Here is a 19,879-nt window from a genome sequence, read left to right on the forward strand (position 1 = left end):
AAGTCACTCGGTATCGCGTCGCTCCGCGCCCGCCACCGCGTCCCGCTCGCGCTCGCGCCGTCGCGCCAACAGCCGCTCGACCCCTTTCCCCGGCCCGCCCTCGATCGGCCACCCCTTCGTGCGCCACTGGGGCGGCTCCGGCGAGAACTCCCCGCAGGAGCCGGAACACTCCCGCGCGGTCGGGGTCTTGTCCTTCGCCGCGCAATGGGGGACGAGCGCCCGCCCGTCTCGGCGGAGCTCGAAGTGGCGGCAGTCCGGTCGCATCGTGTCGTGGAAGGAGCGCCACCCCTTCCCGTAGGCGCGCTCGGCGATCTCCAGCCGCAGCGTCTCCGTCTCGGCGTCGCGGCGGCTCGCCTCACCGTCGTCGCCGGGGCCCGCGGGCGAGAGGTCGCTCGGGTGCCACGCCACGTCGGCCGCGTCGGAGCCGACCCCCGCGGAGAAGTCCGTGGCGAGGATGCCCGCCTTGACCGGCATCTCGCGGAGGAGGGCGGGCTCGACGCGCTCGCCGGTCGTCTCGGTCGCCAGCCACGCCTCGTCGGCGAGCGCGGTCGTCACGTCGTGTTCGAGCTGGTCGGCGAGGCGGTCGGCCGCCGAGCGGTCGAGGTCCGGCTTGTTCTCGACCGCGACGATCCGCTCGACCCAGTCAGGGTACGGGCGCACCCGGCGGATCTCGATCCGATTCCCGTCGCGGCGCTTCTCGATCAGGTCCCGCCCCGCGGCGCGGTGGACCGCTTGCCGGACGTAGCGCCACGGGTAGCCGGGGTCGGGCAGCGCGTCGCGGTACCACGCCCACTCGGCGGGCGCGTGACGGACGACGTGGAGGAGGTCGGAGTCGATCGGTCGGTCGCCGAACGCGCGCCGGACCGCGAACGCCTCGGGGTCGACCTCGATGACGAGCGTGTCCCAGCGGCGCTCCTTGGTGCCGAGCTGTCGGGAGACGATCGCGGGGCGGGGACCCTCGCTCGGGTGCCACGCGAGCTCGGCGTACCGACAGACGAGCAGTTCGTAGCCGAACTCGGCGTCTGGCGTCACTGCCCGAACGGTCGTCGGGGGCGGACAAAAGCGGACCGCTCGGCGGCGGCGCGACCGACCGGTCCGGTCGTCGCGGCCGAGGCGACACGCGCGGCCGAGATGGTGCGCGCGACCGTCAGACGTACTTCCCGCTCTCGTCGTCTTTCCGCTCGTCGAGGTACTCGTGAGCCTCCTCTAAGATCTCCCGGGGACCGTCCTGCGTGATCGTGTTGAGCGCCTGGTCGTAGTCGCGCCACTGGAGGTCGCGGTGTTCCTTCGAGAGTTCGGCGCTCGCCTCGAACGAGCGGGCGATGAACAGGTGGACCGTCTTGTGGATGGTCTTCCCGTTCGCCTCGAACACGTAGTCGTACTCCTCGCGGAACCCGTCGATCAGCCGGAAATCCTCGATCCCGGCCTCCTCGCCGACTTCTCGTATCGCCGTCTGCTGGAGCTCCTCGTCCCCCTCGACCCCGCCTTTGGGGAACTCCCAGTCCCCCGGTCGGCTCTTCAGGAGCAAGTACTCCCGTTCGCCGCGGGTATCGCGGAAGAGGATGGCTCCGGCACTGGTCGCTTCGACCGTCATTGGCCGCAGGTAAGCGATCACCCCTAAAGAGCGTGTCGGACTCCCGAACAGATCCGAACGACGCGGCGGGATCGACCGGTCTCACGGCCGGACTCGCGACCCGAGCGCGCGCGTCGACCGCGGGTAGATGCGTTTTTACCGCTCGGGCGGCCATCCACGGACGACCCCCAGCCATGACCTTCGTCACGAAACTCGACTTCGCGTCCGGCGACCGGGACGTGCTCGTCGAGACCGTCCAAGAGCTCAAGGAGACGCTCGAACGCAAGGGCGCGGAGTGTAAGGGACCGCACGCGACCCCCTCCGAGACCGTCACCGTCCCGCTGTACAAGAACCTCGCGCCCGGCGACGAGTTCTCGCCGTGGCGCTACGACGTGTACCGGCGCTCGATGGAGATCCACGGGGCCGACGACATCGCGCGCGACGTCGTCGGCCGCGACTTCCCCGACTCGATCCACGTCGAGGTCGAGGTCGACCAGAAGAAGCCGCTCGGGCACCGCCGCGACTGACGCGCTCGATCCGGTCACGGCTGCGGTTTTCTCGCGGTTCGCGTCGACCCCACACCGCCCAGCGGCGCACCTGGGTCGGATTCTCGCCCGTCAGCCGAGCGTCCGCAGGTTCTCCGTCTGGACGCGGTCTGGCAGCCGGTCGAGCGCGCGGTCGCACCACGCGTCGTGGCCGAGCGTCAGGCCCGTCTCGGGGTTGGCCGCCGCGAGCGCGGCGACGCCCTCCGCGGCCGCGACCTGCGCCGCGTCGTCGGTCCGCTCCGGCACCTCGGCGGTGAGCGGGTACGTCTCCGAGAGCGCGGGCGGGTACGGCCCGAACGGCGGTTTCACGCGCCACACCGCGTCGTAGTCGTGGTCCGAGGGGGGCTTCGACTCGGTGAGCAGGAGGCTGTCGGGCGTCGCCAGCCGTTCGAGGCGGTCGCGGTGTCGGCCGACCTCCGGCCGCCGGGTCGCCTCGTGAGAGGTGTGGAAGAACGCGTCCTTCGAGCCCGGGTCGGTGCGCTCCAACTCCTCGGCGTGGTCGAGCAGCGCGCGGTACCCGTCGAGCATCGCCGGGTGGCCGCGGGCGCGGCGGTCGACCAGTTCGAGCAGGTTTCCGGAGCGGATCGCCTCCTTCACGCGACGTAGCTCCTCGAAGGTGACGTGGAGGTTGTGCTCGGCGAGCAGCCGCTCGGCGGTCGGGCCGCCGTCGCCGTCGCCGAGTTCCCGCAGGTCCGCGGGCGTGTGTTCGGCACACACCGGACACGAGCAGGGGAAGTAGTCGAGGTCTTCGAGGTGTTCCGTCCCCGAAACGGTGAGGTAGCGGCCGTCGCGGGCCATCAGCGCGTAGGCGGCCGAGTCGAACAGGTCGCAGCCGGCCGCCACCGCGAGCGCCAGCATCATCGGGTGGCCGGCCCCGAACAGGTGGACCGGCGCGCCCGGCCCGAGCCCGCGCTTCGCCGCCCGCACGGCCTCGACGGTGTCGGCGTAGCGGTAGGAGTTGAGCAGCGGCACCATCGCGCCGACGGGGAACACGTCGAGGTCGGTCCCCGCCGCGTGCCGGCCGGCCTCCTCGCGCAGGTCGGCGTACGTCGACCCCTGTACCGGCGCGTTGACGAGCATCTCGCCGGTCTCGGCCGCCTCGGCGTCCGCGAGCGCCTGCTTCGTCGTCGCCAGTTCGCGCTCGGCGCGGTCGCGGTCCGCGTCCGGCGGGGTCGGCACGTCGACGGGCGTCGCCACGTCGCTACCGATCCGCCGCTGGAACTCGATGATCTCGGCGGTCGTCACGTCGATGTCGCCGTACTCGGCCAACTGGAAGGAGCCGGAGTCGGTCATGATCGCCCCGTCGAAGCCGAGGAGCTCGTGGAGCCCCTCGTCGACGACCCGGTCGCGGATGCGTTCGGTGCTGCGGATGATGTAGGAGTTCGTGATCAGCATCTCCGCGCCGAACTCCGATTCGAGCCGCGACGGCTCGATCGTGAGCACGTTCGGGTTGACCACGGGCAAAAGCGCCGGCGTCTCGACGGTGACGTCGGCGCGCGGGACCTCCAGCCGGCCGATCCGCCCGGCGGCGTCGTGGTCCCGGATCTCGAAGTGATCGCGCATACCCCGACTGCGCGGACGCGAGCGGTAAGAGTTGCGTTCGGCGGCGAGCGCTCGTCTCCCCGCGGGGGCTTACAGTCCCGTCGGGTGCGAGACGTACGCCGTCTCCAGCCCCCACTCGCTCGACAGCGACTCAAGCGATCGGACGCCGAACGTCTCGGTGGCGTAGTGGCCCGCGAGGAAGACGGTGAGGCCGGCCTCGCGCGCCTCGTGGTACAGCTTCCCCTTTCCCTCGCCGGTGATCAACGCGTCCGCGTCAGCCGCGACCGCCTCGTCGAGCCAGTCCGCGCCGGAGCCGGTGACGACCGCGACGCGCTCGATCCGGTCCGGGCCGAAGTCGATCACGCGCGTCGGCGACGCCTCGCCGTCCGGCTGGCCCTCGAACCCGTCGAGCGTCTCGCGGATCGCGCCCGCCGACAGCGGCTCCGCCGTCTCGCCGATCGTTCCGATCGTCACAGGGCCGATCTCGCCGAACGGCTCGCGGTCGCCCAGCCCGACCGCCTCGGCGACGCCCGCCGCGTTGCCGAGGTCCGGGTGGCCGTCGAGCGGGAGGTGCGAGACGTACAGCGCCAGGTCGTTCTCGATCAGGGCGGCGATCCGGTCGTGCGCCCGCCCGGTGACGCGCTCGATGCCGCCCCACGAGAGCCCGTGGTGGACGACGAGGAGGTCGGCTCCGGCGTCCGCGGCCGCCTCGATCGTCGCCCGGGCGGCGTCGACCGCGAACGCGACGCGCTCGATTTCGCCCTCGTCCGAGCCCACCTGAAGCCCGTTCGCGCTCGCGTCGACGTCGCCGTACGCGGCCGTGTCGAGTCGGTCGTCGAGTCGGTCGACGTACTCGGAAAGCTCCATACCGATCCGTGACTCGGGCGGGGAATAAAGCGCGGCGGTCCGCCGGAACCGGTCTCGGTCGGGGGGAGACGGCCGCTTATACGTGGTTGATGCGGTGGCGCGCGCCTCCGAGGCCGCATTGCGGCCGAGGAGCGCGCGCGAGGGAGTCGGTCGCCGAGCGGAGCGACGGCGACCGACGAGGCTGGGGAGGCGTGAGGTGCGGTCCCGCGAGCGACCGGAGGGAGCGAGCGGGAGCACGGAAGTCGTAGCCCGCGCAGCGAACGCAGTGAGCGAGCAGGACCGTCTTCCGGCGGTTGCTGTGGCGGGGGGACTCGAAGGGGCGGCCGCGAGGTGGGGGCAGGCGACGGCAGGACCGCAGGAGCGAGCAACGCGAGCGACGAGGACCGCACCGAGCGTGCGCCCACCTCGCGGCTGGGGCTTCGGCGGTCTCGGCGGTCTCGGCTGTCGTGTCGTTTGCGGCGGTCTCGGCGGTCGTGTCGTTTGCGGCGAGAACAGCCACGTACAGCCGAGTGGCTGGGGACTCGGCGGTCTCAGTTACCGAGTTGTTCGATCCCCTGCCAGCCGCGATGTGTTCGGAGCCGGTGCTCCGCGACAGGATAGCCCAGAAAAGCCAGTTCGCACCGAAAACGGCCTAATCGTCGAGTTCCTCGGCGACGGAGTCCGGGACCGCGTCGGGACCGGCGTCCGCGCTCGCGTCGACCTCCTCGGAGCCGGCCGCTTGCGACGTGAACTCGGGGTCGAACAGGCGGAGCGCGGTGCGGATCGTCTCCCAGTCGTCCTCGCCGGCCGCGTCCCGCAGCGACCGGGTCGGTGCCGCGAGCAGCTGGCCGACGAGGGCGTCCGCGAGGTCCTCGACCGTCTCGCGCTGCTCGTCGGTGAGACCGCCCTGCGCCTCCAGCCTCGACATCGCGCGGTCGAGCTCTCTGGCCTTCACCTGGTCCGCGCCCGCGTACATCGACGAGATGGCGTCGTCGGCGCGCTTGCGCTTGTACGCCTCCAGGATGCGGTCCAACTCCTCGTCGATGATCGCCTCGACGTCGCGGGCCTCCTGCGCCCGGCTCTCGCGCGTCCGGCGGGTGACGTCTTCGAGGTCGTCGATGTCGTAGACGGTCACGCCCTCGCGGGCCCCCGCCGCCGGGTCGACGTCGCGGGGCTGCGCGATGTCGATACAGACGAGGCGGCCGGCGCCGTCGACGTACGAGGGGTGGACGATCAGGTCCGGGCTGCCGGTCGCCGTGACGACGAGGTCGGCGTCCGGGATCATCGCGGGGAGGTCCGCGAGCGACACCGCCTCCGCGGGGGTGTCGACCTCCTCAGCGACGAACTCCGCGTTCGGGACGGTGCGGTTCGCGACGAGTATCTCCGAGACCGGCGTGTCGTCGAGCGTGCGGGCCGCCAGCGTCCCCATCTCGCCCGCGCCGACGACGACGGCCGTCCCGTCGGTCAGGTCGATCTCGCTCGCCGCCAGCCGGACCGCCGCCGAGCCGAGCGAGACGACGCCCTCGTTGATCTCGGTCTCCGTGCGGGCGCGCTCGCCGACGTGGAGCGCCTTCGTCACCGCGTCCTTGAGGACCGGACCGATGCCGCCGGCGGACTTCGACTCCTCGTAGGCCTCCCGCAGCTGGCCGATGATCTGGTCTTCGCCGAGCACGAGCGACTCCAGCCCGGACGCGACCCGCATCAGGTGCTCCAGACTCTCCTCGTGGTCGAGGCGGCGGACCGCGCCGCCGCGCACGTCCGGCGCGAACGTCGAGAGGGCGGTCGCGCCGTCGATCGTGCGGTCGGTGACGACGTACGCCTCCGAGCGGTTACACGTCTGCACCGCGAACGCCTCCTCGACCCCCTCGCGTGCGAGCAGGTCCGAGACGGTCGCGCGGACGCCGTCGCCGCCGGCGGCCTCGATCTCGTCGACGGTCGCGTCGGCGTGGGCGACGCTCACGCCGGCGATCGCACCCGTCTCTCTCATCGGTCGAGTACCTCCTCGATCACGGTGTCAGCCTCTTGCCGTCCGTAAGATCTCCCCTTTTGTAAAGCCTTCCAAACCCCCCGCGATCTGACGACGCGCCGGACCGCTTCGCGGCGCTTCTCGGGCGCGATCCCCTCCGCTTTCAGCTCCTCGCGGACCTCCCCGGAAAGCCGCGCCATCTCGCCCGCACCGTCGATCTCGGCCTCGATCCGCTCGCGTAACGCCTTCGCCAGCGCGGGGCTGGTCCCGCCCGTCGAGAGCGCCACGGTCACCGGGTCGTCCTCGACCGTCGCGGGCACCACGACGCTCCCGGGGTCGCGCTCGCCCGAGACGTCGGTCCGGTTGACCAGCACGCCTCGGTCGAGCGCGGCCGACTCCACGGCGGCGTTGACCGCCGCGTCGTCGGTCGCGGCGACCGCCAGCGCCGGGTCGAGCCGGTCGAGCCAGTCTCCGACCGCGTCGGCGTCCGGAGCGGCGCGGACCAGTTCGACGGACGGGCCGTCCGCGGGTTCGGACCCCTCGTCCGACGCCGTCTCGTCGCCCGCGAGCGACCGCAGCCGCTCGTCGAACGCCGGGCTGACGACGACGACGCGGGCGGCGTCGTCGAACCCGCGCGCCTTCCGCGCCCCGACGGAGCCGCCGCCGAAGACGACCACCGTCTCGCCGGCGAAATCGTGGTACAGCGGAGTCACGACGCACCTCCGGGCGTCGGCGTTCGGCGGGTCACGCCGTGTTGCTGTCCGCCCGGTCCGCGATGCGGATGCCGGTCTTCTTCAGGATGCGCGTCGAGAACAGGGTGTCCCAGTCGTCGGCCCCGACGTCCCAGTGCTCGTCCATCAGCTCCCGCACCTCCGCGATCCGGCGCTCGCTTTCCGCCTCCGTCCGGCCGTGCGTCATCGCGAAGAAGTTGTACTCCCAGACGCCCGCGTGCCGGGGGCGCTCGTAGCAGTGCGTGACGAACTCCAACTCCGCCACGGCGGGACCGACCTCGTCTAACACGTCCTCCGGCACGTTCCAGACCGTCATCCCGTTCTCCGTGTACCCGAGCGCGTAGTGGTTCGGGATGACGCCGACGCGGCGCACCTTCCCCTCCCGCTCGAACCGCTTCACCGTCTCGATCACCCAGTCCACGTCGGCGTCGAGCGCGGCCGCCACGTCGGCGTACGGGGTCTCCGTGACCGGCAGCCCGCCCTGAATCTCGACGACGAGGTCGCGCTCGTCCGGGGTGAGCGTCCCGCGGTCGCTCGGCGCGACCTCGGGACCCAGCTCCGACAGGTCGACGTCGCCGTCGGGGACCGGCCCGTCGACGAGGAACTTCGCGCCGACGTGGAACTCCCGGAGCTTCGGGAGGTTGTACGTCTCCTGGCCCGTGGCGGACTCGATCTCCGCCAGCACCTCCTTGACGCGGTCGCTCCCGTCCTTGTCCGGGTCCGGGTGGTCCGCGACGCTCACCACGAACCACATGTTGAGGTGGGGGTGTTCGCGCTCGTAGTTGTGCGCGACCGCGGTGAACTCGTTGACCGTCTCCGCGATCTCCTCGTAGCGGTCCTCGGGCGCGTGCATCGCCACGAGCGACGCGGCTCCGCCGATCTCCTCGGCGTTGACGAGCGCGCCGAACCGCGAGAGGATCCCCTCCTCGTCGAGTTCGCGGACGCGCTCGCAGAGCTCCGGTCCCGTCACGTCGACGCCGCGCTCGCGGAGCGCGGCCGCCGCCGCGTCGAAGGGCCGCTCCGCCACCGGGAAGCCGCCCTGGAACGCGTTGATGATCGCGCGGTCGAGCGCCGTCAGGTCCGCGTCGACCTCTTGCATGGGGGGAGATCGGAGCCGAGCGAGAATAAGCGGTTCGACCTGTCTCGGCGGACCCGCGCCGCCTCCGGGTGGCGGCGTCCGGCGGGGGTGCCCGGCGGCGTCCGGCGGAGCTACCCGTCCACGTCGCGCGCGATGTCCGCGAGCGACGATCGGGGACCGCGGTTCGCGTCGTAGACGGTCCGCTCGCCGGGGATCCGGAGGCCGTACAGCTCGCCGGGCACCACCACGTCGAGGACGACGCCCTCGCCCGGCTCGCGGCCGTTCGCGTCGAGCCACTCGACCAACCGGTTCGTCCCCTCGCCGGCGTCGCGCGCGAGCCGCCGGTTGTCGAACGCGCCGCGCAGGAGCCGCCCCTTCGAGTCGCTCGCAACCCGCGCGTGGTACTCCTCGCGGTCGATCGCGACCCGAACGAGGTCGCCCCCGCTCACGCCGAGCGCGTCGCAGGAGCCGGACTCGACGCGGCCTTCGAGCGAGTCGTCGTCCGGGAGCCTGACGCAGGGACGGCGAGTGCCGCCGCTCCGGGCGAGCGAGACGCGAACGGAGGCAACGTCCTCGCCGTCGGAGGGGACGCGAGGCATCGGGAGTCCTTACTCGTCGGCTTCGTCGTCGTCCGCGTCGCCCTCACCGAGCGCGGCCGCCACGTCGCCGTCGCCGTCGACGACGGTCGCGTTGATCTGCGCGACGTCGTCGTCGATCTCGCGGCCGCGGACGGTGATGCGCTTGCGCTCGCCCTCGCGGGACGGCTCGAAGCCCACGCCGCCTTCCAAGAGCAGTTCCTTCAGGCGCGTGCCGGAGACGTCCTCGCGCATCGGGCGGCCGGTCTCGTCGGAGCCGCCGGTGAGTTCGATCGTGTGCTCGGGGAGTCCGACGGCGTCGCCGCCGATCTCGTCGCCGAGTTCGCGGCCGAGGAATCGGTTGGCGTCCTGTCCGTCGACCTCTCGCTGGAACGTCTCGCCGGTCTCGGGGTCGGCGACGACGACTTTGAATTCAGCCATGCGCGAACCCAGATGCCCGCGCATAAAAAGCACGTCGAAACGTCGGAACCGCGCGGCGCGCCGGGCTCAGCCGTCTCCCTCGTCAACGCGGACGATCCGACGCTCGCCGTCGCCCCACGGCCCGTCGACGAACGCGTCCTCGACCGCGCGGGCCACCCGGTCCGGGTCGTCCGGGCCGCCGGCGTCGGCGACGCTCCCGACCGACCCAGGGTCGAACGGCACGCCGAGCGCCTCGTAGACCGGCTCCGTCACCCCGGCGATCGCCTCGGGGTCGGCCGCCGAGACGACGAGGACGCCCGCGACGAGCGCCGCGTCGGCGCGGACGCGCTGGGCGAGTCCCGCGACCTTCCCGCCGCACTCTGCCTCCGCGTCGCTGCCTGCGGGGTCCCTGCCGCCGGCGACCCGCAGGGAGTGGTCCCCCGGACAGAAGGACTCCGGCGGCTCCCCGCGGACCACGTCCGCTCCGAGGTCACGGAGCGCGTCGCGGAGCGTCTCCGTCGCGGTCTCGTACCGCGCGTCGATCGACCCGCGCCCCTCGCCCGTCGGCACCGCGACCCCGAACGAGAGCGTCGACCCGGTGTACGCGACCGCGCGGCCGCCCACGTCGCGCTCGACGACCGGGAACCCGGCGTCGCGGGCCGCGCGCTTCGCCCGATCGAACCCGGACTCCCGGGCGTCGCGGCGGCCGAACGCGACCTGCCGCGGCGGCGCGGTGACGCGGACGGCCGGGACGCCCTCGGCGGCCGACGCGAGCATCTCGGCCGTCGGGGCGCGGTCGGCGGCCGGCGTCGCGAACTCCCCCCTGTACACGCGCATACGAGGGCGGAGGGCCGCAGCGCCGAAGCCCTTTGCGCTCGCTTCGAATCTCCCTCCCGCGTCGTCCCCGAACCCCTTCGAGCGCCGCGAACGCCGTCCCGTGACACAACAGTTTTGTCGGGGCTGAGAGTGATACCGATATCGATGAGCGACCTGAGCGCCCTGCCGGTCCAAGCGTACCTCATCGCCTGTCTGCTGGCGGGGGCGATCGGACTCTGGCTCGGTCGGGTCGCGTGGCACGAGCGCGACGAGCCGGGAGGGCTGGAGGTCGCGCTCTACCTGCTCTGTGGCGGGGGCGTCGCCCTCCTGTACGCCTTCCGGATCGCGCTCCCCGGCGAGGTCGGGATGACGGTGGCGCTCAACCTGGCGACGCCGCTCGTCGGGGCGCTCCCCGTCCTCTGGATCTGCTTCGCGCTCGCGTTCACGGGCCACGAGCGCTGGCGGACGGAGCGCCGGATCGTCGGGATCGCGACGCCCGCGTTCGTCTGGGTGCTGCTCGCGTGGTCGAGCGAGACCCACGGGCTGGCCCGCGGGCCGGTGACGGCCGTCGTCGACGGCCCGTTCACGCTGCTCGGGTACGGGTTGGGACCGGTGGGGGGCGCGTACGTCCTCCTCGCGTACGGCCTGTGTGTCGCCGGCGCGCTGCTCGTCGTCGACCTCTACGAGCGGACCGGGAACCGCTACCGGCTCCAGACGTTCGTCGTGCTGCTCGGCACGCTGTTCCCGTTCCTCGCGGGGGTGGCGACGTTCGTCGACGTGGGGAGCTACGCGCACCTCTCGTGGCTGCCGACCGCGTTCGTGATCCACGGCGTGTTCCTCTACGGCACCGTCTTCTGGCTCGGGACCCTCGACGCCGCGGTCGTCGCGCGCGACACCGCGGTCGAGGTGATGCAGGACCCCGTGATCGTCTCCGGCTCGGACGGCCGGATCCGCGACCTCAACCCGGCGGCCGAGGCGCTCCTCCCGCCCGACGCGGTCGGCTCGTCGCTGTCGGCGGTGTTCCCGCGGCTGGAGGACGGCTCGGAGCACCCGATCGCGATCGGCGACCGCCAGTTCGACATCCAGGAGAACCCCATCACCGACCCGCGCGGCACCGACCGCGGGCACGTCTTCCTGCTTCGCGACGTGACCGCGCGGGAGCAGCGACAGGCGGCGCTCGAACGCCGCGAGTCCGAACTCGAACGCCAGAACGAGCGGTTAGAGGAGTTCGCGGGCGTCGTCTCGCACGACCTCCGGAACCCACTCGCGGCCGCGTCCGCGGCCGTCGAACTGGCCCGCCAGCGCGGCGACGACCCCGACGGCTCGCTGGAGCGGGCCGCGAACGCCCACGAGCGGATGGACGACATGATCGAGGGACTGCTCGCGCTGGCGACGGCGGGCGAGACGGTGGACGGGCTCGACCGCGTCTCGCTCGACGGGGCCGTCCGGCGCGTCTGGTCGCGCCTGGAGACCGCGGACGCGACGCTCACTGTCGAGGGCGACGCGACCGCCCTCGCCGACCGCGACCGGCTCGAACAGCTGCTCTCGAACCTGTTCCGTAACGCGATCGAACACGCGGGCGCGGACGCCGCGGTCACCGTCACCGTCTCGTCCGACGGCGACGGCGTCACGCTCGCCGTCGGCGACGACGGCCCCGGGATCCCGCCCGCGGAGCGCGAGAACGTCACCGAACGCGGCGTGTCGCTCGGCGGCGGCACCGGGCTGGGGCTGGCCATCGTCGGCGACATCGCCGAGGCGCACGGCTGGACGCTCGCCGTCGGCGAGTCCGACGACGGCGGCGCGCGGTTCGTCATCGAGGGACTGGAGGCGGCGGACCCGTGACGGGAGCGTCGAGCGGACGCGACGACGAGAGCGACGGCGGTGTCGACGGCAGCGGCAACGACGCCGGCGACGACGACACCGATTCCCCGCCGAACGCGACAGTGTCGCTTCCGGCCGACGTCGTCGGGCGCTATCGGAAGTTCTCTCGGTTCAACTCCCCGTACCCCGCCCACCGGCGCGGCCGGGCGATCGACCTGTACCCGGGCGACGGGGTCGGCCGGTCCCCGGTGGCCGGGACCGTCCGCGAGGTCCGGAGCGTCGGCTGTCCGGACCGCCCGTACGCGGCCGACGAGGACCACCTGATCGTCGTCGACCTCGCCGAAGAGTGGTGCGCCCGCGCCGGCGCTCCGCCCGGCACCGTCGCGCGGATCCTCCACGTGATCCCCGAGGTGTCGCCGGGCGATCGGGTGGCCGTCGGCGACGCGCTCGGCCCGACGACGCGCTCCGGCTTCTTCGGGCAGTGGGTCGACGACCACGTCCACCTCGGCTTCCGTCCGCCGGACGCGAACCCCCTCAGGGCGAGCGGATCGCTCCCGGTCGCCGTCGACGTCCCCGTCGAGCCGGTCGCGTGGGACGGCACCGGGTCGGTCGTCGAGCGCGGTCCGACGCACGTCGTTCTCGACGGCCCGCGACGGGAGGATTCGCGCCGTGACGGTTCGAACCGGGACGAATACGACGCGGGCCCGGCGTTCGCGGCGCTCGCGAGCGACGAGGGGGTTCCCGTGGACGGCGGACTGGCGCATTACGCCGGCGGCGGGACGTTCGGCGTCGGGGAGGGAGCGGCCGCGACGGCCGGATCGGCGCTGTCGCTCCTCGGCACCCGGATCGGGACCGCGACCGAACACGATTCGGGGGCCGAGCCGGGAGCGCCGCGCGTCGAGTGGGCCCCGGTCGACGTCCTCGCGAACGGCGAGCGCGTCGTCGGCCTCTCGCTGTTCGCCGCGCGCGGCGACCGCTTCGGCGTCAAGGTCGTCTGCCCCGACGCGACATTCGAGGTCGGCGAGTCCGTGACGGTCGAGGTCGTCCACAGCGACGACCCGATCCGGCTCGGCGTCGGGTGAGCGACCGCTTGCGCGCCCGGACCGACCAATCCGCGAGCGGACGAGGCGACCAATCCGCGAGCGGACGAGGCGACCAATCCGCGAGCGGACGAGGCGACCAATCCGCGAGCGGACGAGGCGACCAATCCGCGAGCGGACGAGGCGACCAATCCGCGAGCGGACGAGGCGACCAATCCGCGAGCGGACGAGGCGACCAATCCGCGAGCGGACGAGGCGACCAATCCGCGGCCCGTTGTCGGGCGTTTCCGGGGGCTACAAGCCGTCCGAGAGCGACGCCCGGGACATGGACCGCACGGAGATCGCGGCGATGGACCCGCTGCCGTCGGAGGCGACGGCGTTCGTCGAGCGGAAGCTGGAGGACGAGCACGGCTACCTCTCGTGGCTGAACACGTCGGTCGAGGTCATCGAGCGCGGGCGCGTCGTCCTCTCTATCCCCTTCGACGACAAGCTCACGAACGCCGACGGGCGGACGATCCACGGCGGGGTCGCGGCGACGCTGATCGACACGGCGGGCGGCGTCGCCCAGCGCACCGCGTTCGAGGATCCCCTCGACGGCGGCGTGGCGACGGTGAACCTCAACGCGAACTACCTCCGGCCCGCGACCGGCGACCTCCGCGCCGAGGCCGAGGTGGTCAGGGCCGGCGGCTCGATCGGCGTCAGCGACATGACCGTCACGACCGCCGCCGGGGGTGAGGGGGCGGACGGAGAGGGCGACGACGGTGGAGACGAGGCGGGGGCCGACCGCTCCGAGGTCGTCGTCGGTCAGGGGTCGTTCCGGCTGTTCCGCGAGTAGCCCGGGAGGCCGTCGAGGATCGCGTCGAGCGCGGGGTCGGCGTCGTCCGAACCGGCTTCTCGGCCGTCCGCGGACAGCTCCGCCGCCAGCGCCGCGACCGGCTCGCGGTCGACGCGGTCCGGCGCGGCGCGGACGACGACCGACTGCTCGCCGAGCGGGACGAACCCGCAGCCGAGTCTGGCCGCCGTCTCGCGGAGGCCGAGCCCGACGTCCGCGTCGCCGGCGACGACCGCGCGGACCGGGCTCTCGAACGCCTTCGCGGTCCGCTCGTGGCCGTCGATCCGCTCGGCGAGCTCGCGGCGGTCGGCGTCGCGCTCGTCAGCGAGCGAGTCGAGCGCCCCGTCGAGGCTGCGACGGAGCCCCGAGACCGTCGGCCGGTTCCGGAACCGGAGGTCGCGGTCGACGAGGTCCGCGAGTCCCTCAACGCCGTCGGGGTTCCCCTCAGGGACGACCAGCCCCCACTCGCGGGTCCACCCGCCCAGTTCCTCGGCGTCGACGTCGCGGTCGGTCGGCCCCGCGGTCACGGCCACGTCGGGGACGCCGTCGCGGAGGCGACGCAGTCCCTCGCGGGAGCCGACGGCAAGGTAGCGCGGGTTCGCGAGCCGGTCGAGCAGGCGGTTGAGCGCGGGGTCGTCCTCGCCGACGCCGAGCAGCGTCGGGGGGCGCACGTCGGGCGAGAACAGGTCGACGGAGACGGTCTCGCCGGCGTCGAGGTACTCCGTGTCCGGGTCGACCGCGACGACCCCGTCGGCCTCGACGAGGCTCGTCGTCGCGCCGGAGCCCTTGTCGACCGGGTAGACGAGCGGGCGGTCGTCCCCGTCGCCGTCGCCGTCGCTCGCGTCGAGCAGGCCGACCGGCATCAGGCGCATGCGGCCCTCGCCGTAGCGCTCGCCGACGCCCATCCGGCCCTCGACGGTCGCGGTCGCCGGCTCCGGCTGGCCCGCGGCCTCGCGGATCGCGGGCGCGACGAACGTCCGGAAGATCGTGAGCGCGGACACCGGGTAGCCGGGGAGTCCGATGTACGCGGACTCGTCGCCCCGCGAGCCGTCCGCCTCGTCGGTGCGATCGAGTCGGCCGACGAGCATCGGCTTGCCGGGCTTGACGGCGACCCCGTGGAGGAGGAGTTCGCCGCGCGCCTCGATGACGCGGTAGATCACGTCGACCGCGCTCGCCGAGGTCGACCCCGAGGAGAGCACGAGGTCACACTCGTCTGCCGCCCGGCGGAGCAGCCGCTCCATCTCCTCGTAGTCGTCGCCGGCGTGCGGGTAGAGCACGGGCTCGCCGCCGGCCTCCTCGACGCCCGCGGCGATCGTCGTCGAGTTCACGTCGTAGATCTCGCCGCGGTCGGGGTTCAGCGCCTCGCCCGGCCGCACGAGCTCGTCGCCGGTCGAGACGATCCCGACGCGCGGCCGCCCCGCGACCGGGACCTCGTCGACGCCGAGCGCCGACAGCAGCCCGATCTCCCGGGGCGTCAGTCGCGTTCCGGGACCGAGCGCGCGCGCGCCGGCGGCGATGTCCGTGCCGGCGGTCATCACGTGGTCGCCGGGCGCGACCGACGTGCGGACCGCGATCCGGGCGGACGCGTCGTCGTCCGCACCGGTCGGAGCGTCGCCCTCCGCGTCGGTCGCGACCGAGTCGGCGTCGTTCCCGCCACCACCGATCTCGTCGGTCCGCTCGACCATCACGACCGCGTCCGCGCCGTCGGGCATCACCGCGCCCGTGGAGATCTCCGCGCACGTGCCCGGCTCGACGGTCACGTCGGGCTCCGAGCCCGCGTGGACCGCGCCGACGAGGTCGAGTTCGGCGGGGTCGGCCTCGTCCGCGCCGAAGGTGTCGCGCGCCCGGACGGCGTACCCGTCCATCGAGGCGCGGTCGAAGCCCGGCACGTCGATCGCGGCGTCGACCCGCTCGGCGAGGACGCGGCCGCGGGCCTCCCGCAGCGGAACCGTCTCCGGGGCGGGCGAGAGGTCGAGCGAGGCGATCGCGTCGCGGGCGGCCTCGGGGGACGCGAGGTCGCGGAACTCCTTGCGGTCGCTCACGGCGTCACCTCCCACAGCTCCACGTCGACGGTCTCGCCGGCGTCGAGCCCCTCCCGCGGCTCCGGCACGACCACCCAGCCGTCCGCGAGCGCGACGCTGGACAGGATTCCGGAGCCGCTCGCGCGGGTCGGGGTCGCGGTCGGGAGATGGTCGCCGTCAGCGTCGTCGGCCACGTCGCCGTCGGCCGGCTCGTCGGCCCCCTCGTTGTCCCCGTCCGAGAGGCTCACCCGCGCGAACGTCCGGACGCCGGGCTCGCTGGCGACCTTCCGTCCCAGCGTCGCCCGCCGCGTCGGGAACGGGTCCGCGTCGGCCCCACCCGCTCGCTTCAGCGCGGGGCGGAGGAACTGCGCCGCGTTGACGATGCACGCGACCGGGTAGCCCGGCAGCGACACGATCGGCGTCTCCTCCGCCCGCCCGAGACACACCGGGTGGCCGGGCTTCAGCGCGACGCCGTGGACCAGCACCTCGCCGAGGCCGTCGACGACCTCCGGGATCAGGTCCCGCTCGCCGACCGAGGAGCCGCCGGTGGTGACGACCACGTCGGCGTCGAGGTCGGCCGCGACCGCCTCGCGGAGCGCGTCCGGGTCGTCGGTGACCACGTCGCGGTAGCGCGCCTCCCCGCCCCACCGCTCGACGAGCCGCGAGACGGTGAGGCCGTTCGTCTCGATCACCTCGCCGGGGCCGGGGTCGGACTCGACCAGCTCCTCGCCGGTCGGGATCACGGCGACCTCGGGCGGCTCGCGGACCGCGACCTCGTCGAGGCCGACCGAGCGCAGGAGACCGAGGTCCGAGGGCCGCAGGACGTGGCCGGGCCCGTAGAGTCGCTGGCCGGCCGCGACGTCCTCGCCCGCCTCGCCGACGTTCTCGCCGGTCGCGACCGCGTCGAACACCTCCACGTCGTCGCCGACCGACTCGACTTGCTCGATCATCACGACCGCGTCCGCGCCCTCGGGCACCGCGCTGCCGGTGTGGACGCGCGCGGCCTCGCCGGGCGCGATCGACTCGGTTTCGGCCGGCCTCGCCGAGAGGACCGCTGGCGAGCGGTCGCCGGCTCCGAACGTGTCGCTCGCGCGGACCGCGTAGCCGTCCATCGCGGCCCGGTCGTACCCCGGCACGGGCGACGGCGCGTCGATCGGCTCGGCGATCACCCGGCCGTCGGCCGCCCCGACCGGGACGGATTCGGTCCGGTCGTGGGGGGTGACGGCGTCGAGCAGGGTCGCCCTCGCGTCCGCGACCCGGGTCCGCCGCTTGAACCCGGACTCGCGTCTGTCGTGGCTCATACACACCCATTCGCGGCCGCGGGCAAAAACCCGTTCTCCGCGGTCGCGGTCGGCCGACTTCGGGCCGCGGGGACCCGCCCGCCCCGGCGGCTCAAGCGAACCAGGAGAGGAACCGCCGCGTGCGGTGGACCGACTGGAAGGCGGCGACCTTCGCCGCCACCGCGCCGTCGATCGCGGTCCGCTTGGTAGCCTTAACGCCGCGGGCCGCGCCGGTGCGCGCGTAGTACGCCGACCGGCGGCTCGCAGCGCCGACGTAGTGTTTCGCCGCCATCCGGATCGGCGCGCGCCGCCCCTCGACGGTGGTCGTGCCGCGGCGGATCGCAGCGAGCACGTCGTCCGCGGTGACCGCCGCCGTCGACGCCCTCCCCTCTATCGTCAGCTCGGTGAACGCCCGCCCGACGTACTGGAGGTGGTGCGCGTCGCTGGCGGCGACGCCGGGGTAGCCGTGTTCGGCCGCGAACCGGCGCGCGCGGCGGTTGCGGTTCCCCGTGAACAGCCACGCGTTGAACACCTCGATCGCGTCGACCTCGTCGACCGCGCCGGTCTCGCTTTCCTCGCCGACCGCGCCGTCCGCGCCGGCCCCGTCGACCGCGCCGTCCGCGTCGGAGTCGTCGTCCGGCCCCGGCGTCGGGATGTTGCGACGGCGGACGCCGTGCCGCGAGCGCTGGAACGGGTGCGGGACGACGGCGACGCCGCCCAGTTCGTGGACCGCTCGGACGGTCTCGTCGTACGGCCGCCCGCGCGGCGGCATCCGGTCGACGCCGATAGCCAGCAGGTGGCCGTGCGCGGTCGACACCTCGACGCCGGGGATCCCGATCAGCCCGTACTCCGGGGCGATCTCCGCGGCGCGTTTCGACTCCCGGATCACGTCGTGGTCGGTGATGACGACCGCGTCGAGTCCGATCTCGGCCGCGTGTTCGAGTATTAGCTCCACCGGCTCGTGCCCGTCGTAGCTCCCCTCGGAGTGGACGTGCGGGTCGATGCTGACGGTGACGCGGGACACGTCCGGACTACGCGTCGGGATGTATATAAAGGGACGAGCGATCTCGGGAGCGCGGGCGGACGGCGCGTGACACGGGTACGCTTAACAGGCAGTCCCGCACATGATCGTCCATGACAGAGAGCGAGTACGACTACGTCGTCGTCGGTGCCGGGTCAGCGGGCTGCGTCCTCGCGAACCGCCTCACGCGGGACCCGGAGACGTCCGTGCTGCTGCTCGAAGCGGGCGAGCCGGACGACGAGCGGAACATCGAGATCCCGGCGGCGTTCCCGGAGCTGTTCAAGACCGGGGCGGACTGGGAGTACTACACCGAGCCGCAGGAGCACTGCGGCGGCCGAGAGCTGTACTGGCCGCGCGGCAAGACCCTCGGCGGCTGCTCGTCGAACAACGCGATGATCTACGTTCGCGGCCACCCGTCCGACTACGATCACTGGGCGGAGCTGGGCAACGACGGGTGGGGGTACGACTCGATGCTCGACTACTTCAAGCGCGCGGAGAACTTCGGCCCGGGGGGATCGTCGTATCACGGCGAGGACGGACCGCTGAGCGTCACCGAACAGACCTCGCCGCGGCCCGCCTCCGAGGCGTTCGTCCGGGCCGCCGCCGCGGCCGGCTACGACCGGAACGACGACTTCAACGGGGAAACACAGGAGGGCGTCGGGCTTTACCACGTGACCCAGAAGAACGGGAAGCGCCACAGCGCGGCCGACGCGTACCTGAAGCCCGTCCTCGACCGTCCGAACCTCACCGCCGAGACCGGCGCGCAGGTGACCGAGGTGACCATCGAGGACGGCCGCGCGACCGGCGTGGAGTACCGACAGGACGGCGGGACCCGCGCCGTCGGCGCGGACGAAGAGGTGGTCCTCTGCGCCGGGGCCGTCAACTCCCCGCACCTGCTCATGCTCTCGGGCGTCGGGGACCCGGACCACCTCTCGGAGCACGGCGTCGACGTGGCGGTGGAGTCGCCGGGCGTCGGGCGGAACCTCCAGGACCACCTGTTCGTCTTCACCGTCTACGAGACGGCCGACGACGTGAGCACGCTCGACGACGCCGGCGGGCTGCTGGATATCCTCAACTGGTTCGTGTTCAAGCGCGGGAAGCTCACCTCCAACGTCGGCGAGGCCGGCGGGTTCGTTCGCACGGACGGGGATGAGTCACGGCCCGACCTCCAGTTCCACTTCGCCCCCTCGTACTTCATGGAACACGGGCTGGCGAACCCCGCGGAGGGGCGGGGGCTGTCGATCGGCGCGACGCAGCTCCGGCCGGAGAGCCGCGGTCGGGTCACGCTCGCGTCGGCCGACCCCCTCGACGCGCCGCGGATCGACCCGAACTACCTCGCCGAGAGCGAGGACGTGGAAACCCTCGTCGAGGGGGTGAAACGGGCCCGAGAGATCGCCGCACAGGGGCCGCTCTCGGAGTACGTCGGCCGAGAGGTGTGGCCGGGCGAGGACGCCCGGTCGGACGAGGAGATCGCGGAACACGTCCGCGAGAAGTGCCACACCGTGTACCACCCCGTCGGGACGTGTAAGATGGGCGACGGCGAGGCGGCGGTCGTGGACGACCGGCTCCGCGTCCGCGGCGTCGAGGGCCTCCGGGTCGCGGACGCGAGCGTGATGCCGACGCTCGTCGGCGGCAACACGAACGCCCCGACGATCGCGATCGCCGAGCGGGCGGCGGACCTGATTCGCGAGGACCGGACGGAGTCCGCTGACGGACCGATCGCGGCCGCGACCGACTGACGCGGGTCCCCCGCGCGTGCCACCGCGCCGCGC

General features: G+C 73.1%; 18 protein-coding genes. 5 read left to right on the top strand and 13 right to left on the bottom strand.

All coding sequences use genetic code 11. The annotated features are described in order from the left end of the window. Positions 1–3: 3 nt before the first annotated feature. Complete coding sequence (locus NAF06_RS14790) at positions 4–1,032, bottom strand: DUF5787 family protein (protein WP_008586377.1); 1,029 nt, start codon at positions 1,030–1,032, stop codon at positions 4–6. Positions 1,033–1,147: 115 nt separating this feature from the next. Next, the gene (locus NAF06_RS14795) at positions 1,148–1,594 is read right to left on the bottom strand and encodes a bis(5'-nucleosyl)-tetraphosphatase (RefSeq protein WP_006628487.1); all 447 of its coding nucleotides are present in this window, start codon (positions 1,592–1,594) and stop codon (positions 1,148–1,150) included. 173 nt (positions 1,595–1,767) lie between these two features. On the opposite strand from NAF06_RS14795, the gene NAF06_RS14800 reads away from it, so the two are divergent. Beyond that, positions 1,768–2,100, top strand: a complete 333-nt coding sequence (locus NAF06_RS14800) for an uS10/mL48 family ribosomal protein (protein WP_008586374.1) — start codon at positions 1,768–1,770, stop codon at positions 2,098–2,100. Between the two features lie 90 nt (positions 2,101–2,190). On the opposite strand, the gene tgtA is transcribed toward NAF06_RS14800, so the two are convergent. From tgtA to NAF06_RS14840, 8 genes are all read right to left on the bottom strand, one after another. Then, positions 2,191–3,681 (bottom strand): tRNA guanosine(15) transglycosylase TgtA, encoded by a 1,491-nt coding sequence (gene tgtA, locus NAF06_RS14805; protein WP_008586372.1) that lies wholly within the window; start codon positions 3,679–3,681, stop codon positions 2,191–2,193. Between the two features lie 69 nt (positions 3,682–3,750). Continuing rightward, entirely contained in the window at positions 3,751–4,527 is a 777-nt protein-coding gene (locus tag NAF06_RS14810) for a Nif3-like dinuclear metal center hexameric protein (protein ID WP_008586370.1), read from the bottom strand. 631 nt (positions 4,528–5,158) lie between these two features. Next, on the bottom strand, positions 5,159–6,493 hold the full coding sequence (gene hemA, locus NAF06_RS14815; RefSeq protein ID WP_008586368.1) for a glutamyl-tRNA reductase: 1,335 nt from the start codon (positions 6,491–6,493) through the stop codon (positions 5,159–5,161). Continuing rightward, positions 6,490–7,185 (bottom strand): precorrin-2 dehydrogenase/sirohydrochlorin ferrochelatase family protein, encoded by a 696-nt coding sequence (locus tag NAF06_RS14820; RefSeq protein ID WP_008586366.1) that lies wholly within the window; start codon positions 7,183–7,185, stop codon positions 6,490–6,492. The genes hemA and NAF06_RS14820 overlap by 4 nt, the downstream gene beginning before the upstream one ends. Before the next feature lie 31 nt (positions 7,186–7,216). Beyond that, the gene (gene ahbB, locus NAF06_RS14825; protein ID WP_008586364.1) at positions 7,217–8,302 is read right to left on the bottom strand and encodes a siroheme decarboxylase subunit beta; all 1,086 of its coding nucleotides are present in this window, start codon (positions 8,300–8,302) and stop codon (positions 7,217–7,219) included. A 110-nt stretch (positions 8,303–8,412) separates the two neighbouring features. Then, entirely contained in the window at positions 8,413–8,880 is a 468-nt protein-coding gene (locus NAF06_RS14830) for a DUF7112 family protein (protein WP_008586362.1), read from the bottom strand. Between the two features lie 9 nt (positions 8,881–8,889). Next, on the bottom strand, positions 8,890–9,297 hold the full coding sequence (locus tag NAF06_RS14835) for a 30S ribosomal protein S6e (protein WP_008586359.1): 408 nt from the start codon (positions 9,295–9,297) through the stop codon (positions 8,890–8,892). A gap of 66 nt (positions 9,298–9,363) precedes the next feature. Then, complete coding sequence (locus tag NAF06_RS14840) at positions 9,364–10,113, bottom strand: lipoate--protein ligase family protein (protein ID WP_008586357.1); 750 nt, start codon at positions 10,111–10,113, stop codon at positions 9,364–9,366. A 144-nt stretch (positions 10,114–10,257) separates the two neighbouring features. Here NAF06_RS14840 and NAF06_RS14845 point away from each other — a divergent pair, with 144 nt between their 5' ends. The 3 genes from NAF06_RS14845 to NAF06_RS14855 all read left to right on the top strand — a co-directional run bounded on the left by NAF06_RS14845 (position 10,258) and on the right by NAF06_RS14855 (position 13,788). Then, positions 10,258–11,934, top strand: a complete 1,677-nt coding sequence (locus NAF06_RS14845) for a sensor histidine kinase (protein ID WP_008586355.1) — start codon at positions 10,258–10,260, stop codon at positions 11,932–11,934. Continuing rightward, positions 11,931–12,995 (top strand): DUF8155 domain-containing protein, encoded by a 1,065-nt coding sequence (locus tag NAF06_RS14850; RefSeq protein WP_008586353.1) that lies wholly within the window; start codon positions 11,931–11,933, stop codon positions 12,993–12,995. The genes NAF06_RS14845 and NAF06_RS14850 overlap by 4 nt, the downstream gene beginning before the upstream one ends. A 283-nt stretch (positions 12,996–13,278) precedes the next feature. Next, positions 13,279–13,788, top strand: coding sequence for a PaaI family thioesterase (locus tag NAF06_RS14855; RefSeq protein ID WP_008586351.1), 510 nt, complete (start codon positions 13,279–13,281; stop codon positions 13,786–13,788). Here the strand turns inward: NAF06_RS14855 and NAF06_RS14860 are convergent. The 3 genes from NAF06_RS14860 to NAF06_RS14870 form a co-directional block, all read right to left on the bottom strand. Continuing rightward, positions 13,758–15,827, bottom strand: coding sequence for a molybdopterin biosynthesis protein (locus NAF06_RS14860; RefSeq protein WP_049908856.1), 2,070 nt, complete (start codon positions 15,825–15,827; stop codon positions 13,758–13,760). The two genes, NAF06_RS14855 and NAF06_RS14860, sit on opposite strands and share 31 nt — an antisense overlap. After that, positions 15,824–17,107 carry a molybdopterin molybdotransferase MoeA gene (locus tag NAF06_RS14865; protein ID WP_008586346.1) on the bottom strand — a complete coding sequence of 428 codons (1,284 nt, stop codon included), beginning with the start codon at positions 17,105–17,107 and terminating at the stop codon, positions 15,824–15,826. The genes NAF06_RS14860 and NAF06_RS14865 overlap by 4 nt, the downstream gene beginning before the upstream one ends. A 91-nt stretch (positions 17,108–17,198) precedes the next feature. Then, positions 17,199–18,110 carry a CehA/McbA family metallohydrolase gene (locus tag NAF06_RS14870; protein ID WP_008586345.1) on the bottom strand — a complete coding sequence of 304 codons (912 nt, stop codon included), beginning with the start codon at positions 18,108–18,110 and terminating at the stop codon, positions 17,199–17,201. Positions 18,111–18,220: 110 nt separating this feature from the next. On the opposite strand from NAF06_RS14870, the gene NAF06_RS14875 reads away from it, so the two are divergent. Beyond that, entirely contained in the window at positions 18,221–19,846 is a 1,626-nt protein-coding gene (locus NAF06_RS14875) for a GMC family oxidoreductase (protein ID WP_008586343.1), read from the top strand. Positions 19,847–19,879: the final 33 nt, after the last annotated feature.

Origin of the sequence: Halorubrum hochsteinianum (genome assembly GCF_023702125.1) — an archaeon.
Taxonomy (GTDB): Archaea; Halobacteriota; Halobacteria; order Halobacteriales; family Haloferacaceae; genus Halorubrum; species Halorubrum hochsteinianum.

Excerpts from the sequence above, each read along its gene's own strand:
- NAF06_RS14795 (WP_006628487.1), bottom strand. The coding sequence starts at position 1,594 with ATGACGGTCGAAGCGACCAGTGCCGGAGCCATCCTCTTCCGCGATACC.
- NAF06_RS14800 (WP_008586374.1), top strand. The coding sequence starts at position 1,768 with ATGACCTTCGTCACGAAACTCGACTTCGCGTCCGGCGACCGGGACGTG.
- tgtA (WP_008586372.1), bottom strand. The coding sequence starts at position 3,681 with ATGCGCGATCACTTCGAGATCCGGGACCACGACGCCGCCGGGCGGATC.
- NAF06_RS14810 (WP_008586370.1), bottom strand. The coding sequence starts at position 4,527 with ATGGAGCTTTCCGAGTACGTCGACCGACTCGACGACCGACTCGACACG.
- hemA (WP_008586368.1), bottom strand. The coding sequence starts at position 6,493 with ATGAGAGAGACGGGTGCGATCGCCGGCGTGAGCGTCGCCCACGCCGAC.
- ahbB (WP_008586364.1), bottom strand. The coding sequence starts at position 8,302 with ATGCAAGAGGTCGACGCGGACCTGACGGCGCTCGACCGCGCGATCATC.
- NAF06_RS14830 (WP_008586362.1), bottom strand. The coding sequence starts at position 8,880 with ATGCCTCGCGTCCCCTCCGACGGCGAGGACGTTGCCTCCGTTCGCGTC.
- NAF06_RS14835 (WP_008586359.1), bottom strand. The coding sequence starts at position 9,297 with ATGGCTGAATTCAAAGTCGTCGTCGCCGACCCCGAGACCGGCGAGACG.
- NAF06_RS14840 (WP_008586357.1), bottom strand. The coding sequence starts at position 10,113 with ATGCGCGTGTACAGGGGGGAGTTCGCGACGCCGGCCGCCGACCGCGCC.
- NAF06_RS14845 (WP_008586355.1), top strand. The coding sequence starts at position 10,258 with ATGAGCGACCTGAGCGCCCTGCCGGTCCAAGCGTACCTCATCGCCTGT.
- NAF06_RS14855 (WP_008586351.1), top strand. The coding sequence starts at position 13,279 with ATGGACCGCACGGAGATCGCGGCGATGGACCCGCTGCCGTCGGAGGCG.
- NAF06_RS14865 (WP_008586346.1), bottom strand. The coding sequence starts at position 17,107 with ATGAGCCACGACAGACGCGAGTCCGGGTTCAAGCGGCGGACCCGGGTC.
- NAF06_RS14875 (WP_008586343.1), top strand. The coding sequence starts at position 18,221 with ATGACAGAGAGCGAGTACGACTACGTCGTCGTCGGTGCCGGGTCAGCG.